Below are 10914 nucleotides of genomic sequence, written 5' to 3' on the forward strand. Positions count from 1 at the left end.
TAGCGTTGGAGCAGGTGATTTTCGGTTGGTTGAGTCACCTCCAGTAAAGCATACAGAAGTAAATTCTGACTTTGCTGTTTCCATCACAAGCTGTTTTTATAATGAACATGAATACGCTGCTTACAGGGGGTGCTGTTTGCAGCGTATTTATGTTTAGAGGAGAGCCGGTATCTGCTAAAGCTTGCAGGCGGTTGGAACCGGCTTCCTTTTTTTCACTAGCCCTATTTCTTCCTCTCGCATTCTACTTTTAGCGCCAATCAATTTTCAGCATTGCTACAGCAGGGAAGTTATGCCTGACCCAAAAATGGTCAGCAGCATATTTTTTAGTAAAAATACCCATACACTTAGTATAAAGCGGTATTTTATACCTTAACCTCTCTTCATTCCAGGTAGCAGCGTATAAGGTGCAGCATTAGGATAAACCTATTTGGCATGAGAAAAACAGCTACTACTATAGTTCACGGTCTGTTGCTATTGCTGACTGCCGTCTGTCTGCCACAGGTTGTGCAGGCGCAGGAGGCGGCTGGCAAAATACAGACCGAAAGGCCGGACCAGACTGAGTCCGTCAAACTGGTACCCGGGCGCAGTGTTCAGTTGGAAATAGGCTATCAGTTTCAGAAAAATTCAACGCAGGGATTTGATGCGAAGCTTCATGCTTACCCCTCCGCGTTGTTGCGTTTCGGGGTGCTGGACTGGCTGGAAATGCGGCTGGAGGGTGCTGTGCAAGACTCCATCATAACGAACGGCAGTAGGCGCAAAGTGACCGGGTATGGCCCCATCAGTTTGGGCGGCAAGGTCGTGCTGTGGGAGGAGCAGGGATTGCGACCTAAAGCGGCGCTGCTGCTGATGGTTGCGCTGCCGGTGGCCAGCCGTGATTTCCGGCCAGAGAATCCGGAGCCAGAGGTGAGGCTGGCCTTGGCAAACCAGCTGACAGACAAGATAGAACTGGCCTATAATCTGATGTACGGCCGGGCCGAAGGGAACAACGAAGCCGGCTATAACCTGGCCCTGTACGGAGACCTGACCGATAAATTCACGGCCTTTGCGGAGGTCTTCGGCTCCAAGGCAGAGACCGAGGAAGCGGAACATCAGGCCGATGCCGGATTAATGTTCTTCCCGAGGCCCAACCTGCAGCTGGATGTGGCAGCTGGTATAGGATTTAACAAGGCAGCGCCGGATTACTTCCTGGCAGCAGGGCTGGCCCTGCGCCTGCCACATTAAACCGAAGGGGAACGATATGGATCAAATGTACAAAAAAAGGCCTATCAGGAAATCGCTTCAGGAGTATGCCCGGGGTATAGCAGGCGGGCTGCTCTTCAGCTTCCCCTTGCTCTACACGATGGAGGTATGGTGGGCGGGATTTTCGGCAACACCACTGCAGTTGCTGGTGATGGTGATCGTTACCTACTTGCTGCTGCTGGGCTACAACCGCTACGCCGGTATGCGGCCGGAGGCATCCTGGCGGAGTGTACTGATAGACTCGGTCGAGGAGATGGGGCTGGGGCTTGTCATTGCTTTTGCTGTCATGTTCGTGCTGAACCGCCTTCAGCTCCATGCAATGTCTGTCGATGAGATCATGGGGAAAGTTATCGTTGAAGCGATGGCTGTCTCTATCGGTGTATCGATTGGCACAGCCCAGCTCGGGACAGGCGGTGAGGACGAGGAGGAGACAGAAACGCCTACCGAAGAGAAAGTAGCGGGTATGCAGACCGGGCTGAGGAGCAGGATCAGCCTGGTGGTACTGGCCCTTTGCGGCAGCGTGGTGGTGGGAGGCAACGTGGCGCCCACCGAGGAGGTGATCCTGCTGGCCATAGAAGCTGAGGCCTACCACATTCTACTGATGGCGCTGCTTTCGCTGGGCCTGAGTGTGGTGGTGGTCTACTTCAGTGACTTTAAGGGAACAGGGCAGCAGCATGCCGGTGGGTTGGCATTTGCGATCACGGTAGACACCTGCCTGAGCTACCTGACTGCGCTGGCTACCTCTGCCTTCCTGCTCTGGTTCTTTGGCCGCTTCGAGGGTGTAAATTTTGAAATCGCTTTGGCACAGGTCATTGTGCTGGGTGTGCTGGCCAGCCTGGGAGCATCGGCCGGCAGGTTGCTGATCAAATAAAATGAATTTAGCTGAACGAACTATGGACGACGGTAACCGGGTAAAAAGGCAGAGCGCAGCCGGCGACGGAGATGACAAGAATGCCCTGGAGTGGACGGTATTCACGGTCAGCCTGCTGCTGGTGCTGACTATCCTGGCCTACCTGGTATACGAGGTATATGCCGAGGAACCTTCCACGCCCGACCTGGTAGTGGAGTACTTTCACGATCCTTCGGAGCATGCCCCGCAGCGCTATCGCGTGGTGGTGCACAACAAGGGGGGCGAAACGGCAGAGGAGGTACTGGTGGAACTGGCGCTTCATAGAGGGGAGGAGGAACTGGAGACAGCGGAGTTGCAGATCGCCTTTTCTCCCAAACAGTCCAGGCGGGAGGGGTGGATCAGTTTTAAGAAAAGCATAACCGAAGCCGATACGGTGATAGCCCATGTTGTAAGTTACAAAAGACCTTGATAAGGAGCCGGTTGTGTCAAGGTATAACGGAGGAAGTTATCAGGCGGCTTGCCAGGTATAGCTAAGTCAGTTAAGAGGATTTGTTTTTTCTCAAATAGAAAAGTGCAATCATTTATTTAGTCAAAAGGAAGTTAAGTATGGCAAAGAAAAAAGTGTCAGATCGCGCTGCGCATCACAAAGATGCTCCTATACCCAAGGGTGTTCTGCTGGCAATTGGCGGAAGAGAAGACAAGGGGGAAAAAGAACTGTCGGACGAACAGTCTAAAAATACGGATTTTGAAAGCGAGGAAATTCTCAAATACTTTATTGATGAGCTCAAAGGCAATGACCCGATGGTACTGGTTGTGCCCACTGCCTCTACCGTACCGGATGCGATCTCAAAAGACTACATTAAAGTGTTCAATAAATTAGGGGTAGGCCAGGTAGAGATCCTGGATATCCGCACCCGCGCGGATGCCCAGGATCCGGAGAATTACAAGCTGGTGGAACGGGCCGCAGGGATTATGTTTACTGGTGGCGATCAGCTACGGCTGACCGCTATATTGGGCGGCTCTCCGGTGCTGCAACTCATGAAAGAGCGCTATACCTACGATGAAGGCCTGATCATAGCCGGGACCAGTGCCGGGGCCACGGCTATGTCGACTCCGATGATCTACGAAGGGGAAACGCAGGGAGGCTACATCAAGGGCGATGTCCGCATCACGACCGGGCTTGAATTCCTGAAAAATGTGGCCATTGATACCCATTTTATACAGCGGGGGCGCATCATCCGTATTTCGCAGTGCATCGCCACCAACCCGGGATGTATCGGCATCGGCCTGGAAGAGGATACGGCCATTTGCGTGACGAAAGGCAATGAAATAAAAGTGCTCGGAACAGGGTTGGTCACGATCGTAGATGGCACAGGCATCACAGAAACCAACATCCATGAAATCAAGACAGGCCAGCCCTTCTCGGTACGGGATATGCGGGTGCACCTGCTGGCAGCAGGCGATCGCTATACCTTGCCTACCTACGACCAGCTACATATTTAGCCGTAAACGGCCAGCCAAGAGGGGAGCCCGGAAAAAGTTTAGTCAAGCTTTACTTCCGGGCTATTTAATGTAATTCCTTTTCGTGCTGCCAGCCACTGCAGGGCGATGAGGGTTTTGGCATCGGCCAGGTTCAGTTGCAGCACTTCGTCTAGGGAAAGGGATACGATTTTCACATGTTCATGGTCTTCCTCCAGCCCGCCGCCAGCGGCTTCTTTTTGACTTACTTCGGCATAGTAGAGGTATATCTTTTCGGTGCAGGCGCCTGGTAAGGTAAAGATGTCCCGGATGTGCTCCAGTTTGTCTACGGTATAGCCGGTTTCCTCTTTGATTTCTTTGCGAATGGTTTTCTCCGGATCATCGTCTTCCAGCACGCCAGCCACGGTTTCCAGCAGCTCCATACCTACATTGTAGCGGTACTGTTTCACAAAAATATACTTGTCTTGTTGAGTGTCATAGACGAGCGCTGCCACGCCATGTCCGCTGTCAAACTGCTCCCGCTCAAAGGTTTCTCCGTTCTCTTCCACGATCAGTTTGCTGAACGTGTAAAAGCCTTCGTATATAGTTTGCTTTTGCTTGATCTTCATTTTAGTGAAATTTTAAGGTATAGGCCGCCTTTCCCTTACGGTAGAGGACGCTGCGCGGGTGCATCTGAAAGGTCTGGTTTGCAGCAAAAAAACAGGGGCCTTCGTATAGTTCTCCAGGTAAAAAGAGAACCTATGAACAGAGCAGGATGGATTGCCAAACTACAAGGAAGCTACTGGGCGGTAACCGGTATTTGGCCGCTCGTACACATGCCCAGTTTCCTGTGGGTGACCGGGCCCAAAACAGACCTGTGGCTGGTGCGCACGGAAGGTATACTGATTGCGGTAATCGGGCTGGTGCTGCTCCTGGCCGGCATCAAAAAGCGGGTAACTTCGGAGATCAAGTGGCTCGGGATTGGCGGTGCTGCCGGCATGGCTTTTATCGACTTCTATTATAGCCTGAAGGATGTGATCCTGAACGTATACATGCTGGACGGGGTGGCAGAGATAGGGATCATCCTGCTCTGGCTCTGGGCAGGGCGTCAGGGTATAGCGCTTGGGGACAGCAACCCACAGCATAAAGTTGAAGGGAGGCGATAAAGCAATGCAGAAAAATGCTGCTTTACGCTGAGTGGTTCTCTGCAGCCGGAATCTGGTAGCTGAGGGGCTATTTGGCAGTGTCGAAGTATACTTCGTAGGGCTCGAGTTTCGCTTTGGTTTTTTTCATAGCCAGCTGCCTGTCCTGTTCCGCTTCTGCTTTGTTTCCGAGCTTATACCGGGCGGCACCTCTGCTGTAGAGCACATCCGACAGGTATTCAAAGTCGGGACCGGTCTCAATAACCCGGGTATAGTCTTCAATGGCCTGTTCATATTTCTGCAGCTCCAGCCGGCTTTCTGCCCGCTGGTAAAGAAACTCCGGATCGTCCGGGTATAATTCCAGTGCTTCCGTCAGGGTTTCTTCTCCCTGCGCGTGATTCTTGTCGTAGCGGTAACTCCAGTAAAGCAGATCGTAGGTTTTCCTATCTGTATGCCCTTGCTCGAGCAGGGAATTGAAATAGTGAGAGGCTTGCTTGAAGGCCAATTTGTTCCCCAGTATACCTTCCTCCAGCTTGGCTTCCCCGGTTTTCTGCATTTTTTTGGTATTCGCAAAAAAGTAAGGGTCCGAGAGCATGAGCACCAGAAAAACGATGCCTGCGCAGGTCAGAAGAATGGTAAGGATCCTGGGTATGTTCATGCCGTATCGCGCTAAAGGTAGTGGAGGATGTTTTCGCTAGTTCTTAGAGTTTACAGTAATCAGTCAAAGTAAGCTTCCAAGTCAGATGCCAGGGCCTTTTTATAAACCAGTTCGATCTGGCTTGCCAGTATTCTGTCTTCAGAGAGTTCCGGTAGTTCATCTAGGCCAAAATACTGCACATCCAGCACATCAAAGCCTCTTGTGATCTCCGTGGAAACGGCTTCACAGTAAAAAACCATCTTGTATACATAAAACGGCTGAGGCGGATGGGCATGCATACGCTTATCAAATACGGCCAGGAGCGCCTTTGGCTGCACATCCAGTCCGGTCTCTTCTTTCAGTTCCTGTACGATCACTTCTTTCGGGGTATGCCCGATATCTGCCCAGCCTCCGGGCAGCGCCCACTTGCCATCGGCGCTTTCTTTTACAAACAGGATCTTCTGGTCCGGCGACAGCACCAGGCCCCTGATGTCTACCTTGGCCGTTGGGTAATCTTTTACCATCGTAAAGTTTGCCTTCAGGGTTCCCAGGCGATGTCCGCTTACCTGGGCCAGGAGCCGGAAACTCATTTCCTGCAGCTCCAGGTAGCGCTCTTTGTCATACGGATTGTTGCAGTAGAGCAGGCCCGTTTCAGCAATGGCCCGAAGGCGTTTTATTTCTTCCAGAAGTAGATCACCCATTCTCTGACTCAATTTAAGAAGTTGGTATACCTGCCAAACGCTACAGCACGAGTTGGGCATGTAGCCGGACAAGGGTTTCTTTGGCGTTAGCACAAAGGCCCGGGTGTACGGGCGAAGTCTGTACAATGGTGCTTCGATTTGCCGTAAGCCAGCGGAAGCGGGAGGCAATAGCCAGTTGGCCGATCGGTCCGCCTTCGGTGCGTCCGGCGCATACCTTCTCGAAAGCCCGCAGGCGCTCGTTCAGTTCCGCTACATCGATTTCGCGGGAGAAGGCGCGCAGCTTTTCTTCGTTTAAGGTATAGACTGTTTGCAGGAACCCCTGTGCCGAACAATAGAGGATCACACCCACATTCAGAAATTCTTCACGCTCCACCCTGGGCACCACGCGGATGACCGCGTACTCAAATAAGTGCTTATCTTGCATGTTGCGCTGCTTTGACAAAAACTTCGGAATGAGCCAATCGCGTTTCCAGGAACAGGGCATACGCCTGCCGGTGCTCATCGGCCGACGCAAACGGTGACTCGACATCCGTCAGCCACTCGTCCGGAATTACGGAAAGGATGGTGCGGATGCGCCCGGGACTGAGTATGGTCCGAAACGCAGCGTCTACGGCTTCAAGTTCGGTGGCCTGCGGCAGCAGCACATGATCTTTTACCTGGGGGAAAGGCCGTTTGGCCTGCTCTTCCCAGTTCTGCCAGGAGTGGTGAAAGTAGAGGGCCGCACCGTGATCGATGAGCCATAGTTCCTTCCGCCACATCAGCATGTTCGTGTTGCGGGCCGTGCGGTCTACGTTGGTCACCAGGCAGTCCAGCCAGACGATCTGGGAGGCAAGTAGCGGATCGATGGTCGTCACGACGGGATCATAGGTGATGGCACCGGTCAGGTAATGCAGCCCCAGGTTGAGCCCTTCGCTGGCGCGCAGCAGGTCCTGGATTTCTTCGTCCGGCTCGGTGCGGCCAAAGGCTTCGTGCAGGTGAATGAACACGATCTCCGGAATCTTAAGTCCCAGTGCACGGGCGATCTCACCCACGATCACTTCAGCTATGAGCACTTTCACGCCTTGCCCGGCGCCGCGAAACTTGAGTACGTACAGAAAGTCGTCGTCTGCCTCCACAATGGCAGGCAGGGAGCCGCCTTCACGCAATGGGGTGACGTAACGGGTGACGTTGACGGTTCTTATCTCAGGTGGTCTGTAATTCATCCTGCAACATACGATTTATCTTCGCCGGAGCTCCAGCGAATGGGCGTGTTTTTTTGGTGGATGGCTCTTTTTATTGCCCCTTAGGTGAGGGTATCGCAAAATAAACCAGGTATAGCCGACCCAGCAACCCATCGGGATTTGCGCCGACTATACCTTCTTTTCAGCGGGATGAATGCTTATTTTTCCAGATCCCGGATAACCCGGCACGGATTACCGGCCGCGAACACGTCCGAAGGTATGTCTTTGGTTACAACACTACCGGCCCCGATGACGGCCCGGTCACCGATCGTTACGCCGGGACAGATGACCACACTGCCGCCTATCCATACGTCTTCTCCAATGGCAATGGGTTTGGCATACTCCAGTCCGGAAGCTCGCTCCTTGTAATGCATGGGATGAGTCGCGGTATAGATCTGCACATTGGGGCCGAATAAAGTTCTGCTGCCAATCGTCACCTGCATCACATCCAGTACCACGCAGTTGAAGTTGAAAAATACTTTGTCTCCTACCTGGATGTTCGACCCATAGTCGCAGTAGAAGGGTGGCTGTAACCAGAGGCCTTCCCCGGAATTGGGAATCAAGGCATTCAGGATTCGTGTCCGTTCTTCTACCTGGTCCTCTCTCGAATCATTCAGTTCCTTGAGGAGTAGTCGTGTCCGTAACCTTTCATCCGAAAGCTCTTTATCCAGGGCGTCGTACAACTCACCTGCAAGCATTTTTTCTTTTTCTGTTTTCATGTCGAGAAGGTTGATGTTAGGGTGAAGTTGCTGTTAGTGGTTTACAACGCTTGATTTAGGCTGCCATATTGCAAATACCCTGTTAGCAGTCGTGCTTCCCGTTGGGAAGCTATTGCCAGTAAAGTATACTTTTCCTTAAGATCCAATGGTGCCTGTTTTGATTTTTCCGGCTCGCTGGTAATTGGCAATGATAACGCCACTTGGTGTAGTAGTACTTTCTTTCAATGTAAATGCTGCCGGAATCGGGCCATCGTCAAACAATTTTTTTCCTTTGCCAAGAGTCAACGGATGAATCATGAGCCAGAGCTCATCTACTAAATCGTTCTTAAGCAGTAGCTGAATAAGCTTGCTGCTGCCCCAAACCTGAATGTCAGCACCATTGGAATTTTTCAGCTCCTGGATATCGGACAGGCTGTGGAGGAAAACGGAGTTTTTCCAATCTGACTTTTTCATGGTCGTCGACAAGACGTATTTGGTGACATCATTGATGCCTGGCCATACACTTTCATGCTCTGGCCAGTAGTCCGCCCAAATCTCAAATGTCTTTCTGCCCAAAAGAAGATCTGCCGGTTTCATGAGTTTTTCCATAACCTTATCAGAGACTTCGTCCCCATAAGGTGCCACCCAACCGCCATATTGGAAACCGCCTGATGTATCTTCCTCCGGTCCTCCAGGTGCCTGCATGACTCCGTCTAAGGAAATCATGGATAAGACAATTATTTTTCGCATATTATTTCACCTCCACTTATACTTTATTCTTAAAAAGCTTCTTCAAAACAGGTTCTGATGCGACACAAATCTCGCCCACAAAAATGGTGCACTTGAGGTGTAAATGCGACAATCTTAGGGCTGTATACGGAAAGTATTTATAGTCCTTTGTAGACAGGCGGAGTTGTCGCTAGAGTATGAACGCTACCGGCTGTTATACCTTGTTGGCAGATGAAATTTTACTTCAGGTTGATCAATTCTATCACATCACACGCTCCAACCTTCTTATTGCCTTCCATGAAATATCCGTGGGTACCGATTCTTATCTTGTCCCTGTGATATTCAATCTTTTCCTTCGCCAGAATCCACATCCTTGCATTTCCATACTTAGGTACAGTCAGAGTTGGGTCAGTAATTAAATTTCCACTTGAATCTTTAAACTCTGGGTAAAACATGAATAGAGTTCCTTTAGAATGCGCTGGTTGCTCATACCAAAAGTCCCACCTTATACCTGGACTTGGAAGATTAAACCTTCCACCTTCTTCTTTGGAAAAAATAGTATAAGTGACTCTGAAAACAGGCTTACTTTTAAATATTTCTGCGTATGGTCTACACATTACATATGATTGCCAACGTTGAGGCATTGCTGTCAAGTGTGGCATTGGCGGCAATACAGATGAACAAACTTAATCAGATGTCGTGTTATTCGTCCAGCCTCATAATAGCACTTCAGCCACACTTGCAGCAAGGCACTGTTGTACGTTCGCCCTTCTGTCGGTGGCACTTTGATACTTTACTGTACTGTGTATCCTCCATCTACAATTACCGCCTGACCAATCATGAAGCCTGCGCCTTCACTACATAACCAAAGAACCATAGCGGCAATTTCTTCTGAACTTGCAAATCGTCGCGCAGGTATGTTGTTCATAATCGCTGCCATGTGTTCCGGCACATCAGCTACAGCCTTTGCTACCATTGGTGTCTCAGTCACTCCCGGACATATGGCATTGATTTGAATGCCTTTTGCTGCATATTCCAATGCGGCACACTTTGTCAAACCAATGACGCCGTGCTTAGCGGCCGTGTAAGCTGCCATTCCGGCTGTACCAATAATGCCTCCCGTTGATGAACAGTTAACAATGGCACCGCCTCCTCCTTGCTTCTTCATCTGTTGCAGTTCGTACTTCAGGCAGTTAAAGACACCTTTTAAGTTAACCGCGATAGCCCGGTCAAATTCTTCACCACTTAGGTCTGCCGTTTCAGCGACCGTAACTTGTATACCGGCATTGTTATAGGCCATGTCAAGGCGACCGAAGGCAGCAACCGTTTGTTCAACCATTGCGGCCACTTCTGCTTCAACCGCCACATTGCAGCGAATAGGGATTGCTTTGTAACCCGCTGCTGTCAGTTCCTTTGCAGCTGTCTGAACAGCCTTTTCATCAAGGTCTGCTAATGCCACCGATGCACCAGCTTGGGCAAAAGCTTTGGCGGTTGCAAGACCAAGCCCCGAACCTGCACCGGTAACCAGTGCCACTTTATTTTCAAAGTCAAATTTCATAGCTATATTGTGTTGATTGAAAATATTATACTACTAAAAAGTGCAAATGTTTATGTTCTCATTCAAATGCGTAGCGTCCGCAAAATAATAGGATAGGTTAATTGCTAAGCAGTGTCCAATGGGTGACGTCCAACGGATTGATATGGCAGATTGCAAGGCGTCAGCCGAAGCAGTACTGCTATACATGGTTGGGCGAAGGCATTTTTCTTTTTGCCCTGATTCTAACAATGCTTGGGATTAACGCCACCACTATACTAAGGACTATAGTAAAGTCATAGTTTATGTCATTATAGCGAAGTCCCCTTCTTCCGTCAGTACAAGCTGTACATTCGGCAAGCTTAAAGTTTATGTCGATGTAGGTGATTATTATTAATGCAACTAAAAAGGTTATTACCGTCAGTAGCCAAAATGTTAAATTACCTTTGAAACCTGTTTTAGATGTGCCAACCCAAAGAGCAAGAATCAAAAAACCAAAGCCAAAGTAGTAAAAGGGGCTTGCAAATAGGTTAAAGTCTTTGCCAGTGAAATAGATGACCTGGCCCGATAAATTTCTGTATAAATTTTGAATGAATATTCTCAGATTCGATTCAAGAAGTACAGCTACTCCGATTCCTAATAGGAAAACCAAAAGACCTATTACTGTTTCTTTTTTCACTTCTGTTATTTTTGCTTTCGCACAACG

The 10914-nt window shown here is 50.1% G+C and carries 15 protein-coding genes; 5 read left to right on the top strand and 10 right to left on the bottom strand.

Annotated features, from left to right (window positions below; genetic code table 11):
- The first annotated feature begins 432 nt into the window (after positions 1-432).
- From OB13_RS00355 to OB13_RS00370, 4 genes are all read left to right on the top strand, one after another.
- On the top strand, positions 433-1221 hold the full coding sequence (locus OB13_RS00355) for a transporter (RefSeq protein ID WP_461488149.1): 789 nt from the start codon (positions 433-435) through the stop codon (positions 1219-1221).
- A 16-nt stretch (positions 1222-1237) separates the two neighbouring features.
- Entirely contained in the window at positions 1238-2110 is an 873-nt protein-coding gene (locus tag OB13_RS00360) for a TIGR02587 family membrane protein (RefSeq protein ID WP_461488150.1), read from the top strand.
- Positions 2111-2132: 22 nt separating this feature from the next.
- Positions 2133-2558 carry a hypothetical protein gene (locus OB13_RS00365; protein WP_461488151.1) on the top strand — a complete coding sequence of 142 codons (426 nt, stop codon included), beginning with the start codon at positions 2133-2135 and terminating at the stop codon, positions 2556-2558.
- A 137-nt stretch (positions 2559-2695) separates the two neighbouring features.
- Positions 2696-3592: a cyanophycinase gene (locus OB13_RS00370; RefSeq protein WP_461488152.1), complete on the top strand. Its 897-nt coding sequence runs from the start codon at positions 2696-2698 to the stop codon at positions 3590-3592.
- A 38-nt stretch (positions 3593-3630) separates the two neighbouring features.
- Here OB13_RS00370 and OB13_RS00375 read toward each other — a convergent pair whose 3' ends face one another.
- Positions 3631-4176, bottom strand: a complete 546-nt coding sequence (locus OB13_RS00375) for an NUDIX domain-containing protein (protein ID WP_461488153.1) — start codon at positions 4174-4176, stop codon at positions 3631-3633.
- A gap of 132 nt (positions 4177-4308) precedes the next feature.
- On the opposite strand from OB13_RS00375, the gene OB13_RS00380 reads away from it, so the two are divergent.
- Entirely contained in the window at positions 4309-4713 is a 405-nt protein-coding gene (locus OB13_RS00380; protein ID WP_461488154.1) for a hypothetical protein, read from the top strand.
- A 67-nt stretch (positions 4714-4780) separates the two neighbouring features.
- Here the strand turns inward: OB13_RS00380 and OB13_RS00385 are convergent, their stop codons facing one another.
- The 9 genes from OB13_RS00385 to OB13_RS00425 form a co-directional block, all read right to left on the bottom strand.
- Positions 4781-5347 (bottom strand): tetratricopeptide repeat protein, encoded by a 567-nt coding sequence (locus tag OB13_RS00385; protein ID WP_461488155.1) that lies wholly within the window; start codon positions 5345-5347, stop codon positions 4781-4783.
- A 59-nt stretch (positions 5348-5406) separates the two neighbouring features.
- Complete coding sequence (locus tag OB13_RS00390; protein WP_461488156.1) at positions 5407-6027, bottom strand: NUDIX hydrolase; 621 nt, start codon at positions 6025-6027, stop codon at positions 5407-5409.
- Positions 6028-6067: 40 nt separating this feature from the next.
- Positions 6068-6451: a DUF3037 domain-containing protein gene (locus tag OB13_RS00395; RefSeq protein ID WP_461488157.1), complete on the bottom strand. Its 384-nt coding sequence runs from the start codon at positions 6449-6451 to the stop codon at positions 6068-6070.
- Positions 6441-7229, bottom strand: a complete 789-nt coding sequence (locus OB13_RS00400; protein ID WP_461488158.1) for a HipA family kinase — start codon at positions 7227-7229, stop codon at positions 6441-6443. Before OB13_RS00400 ends, OB13_RS00395 begins: the two co-directional genes overlap by 11 nt.
- Positions 7230-7405: 176 nt before the next feature.
- Positions 7406-7966, bottom strand: a complete 561-nt coding sequence (locus OB13_RS00405) for a sugar O-acetyltransferase (protein ID WP_461488159.1) — start codon at positions 7964-7966, stop codon at positions 7406-7408.
- A gap of 135 nt (positions 7967-8101) precedes the next feature.
- On the bottom strand, positions 8102-8695 hold the full coding sequence (locus tag OB13_RS00410) for a dihydrofolate reductase family protein (RefSeq protein WP_461488160.1): 594 nt from the start codon (positions 8693-8695) through the stop codon (positions 8102-8104).
- Positions 8696-8913: 218 nt separating this feature from the next.
- The gene (locus OB13_RS00415) at positions 8914-9291 is read right to left on the bottom strand and encodes a hypothetical protein (protein ID WP_461488161.1); all 378 of its coding nucleotides are present in this window, start codon (positions 9289-9291) and stop codon (positions 8914-8916) included.
- A gap of 176 nt (positions 9292-9467) precedes the next feature.
- Positions 9468-10232, bottom strand: a complete 765-nt coding sequence (locus tag OB13_RS00420; protein ID WP_461488162.1) for an SDR family NAD(P)-dependent oxidoreductase — start codon at positions 10230-10232, stop codon at positions 9468-9470.
- Between the two features lie 178 nt (positions 10233-10410).
- Positions 10411-10914, bottom strand: a 504-nt coding sequence (locus tag OB13_RS00425) for a hypothetical protein (protein WP_461488163.1), incomplete at its 5' end; no start/stop codon positions are given.

The sequence above is a fragment of the Pontibacter sp. HJ8 genome (assembly GCF_054824225.1).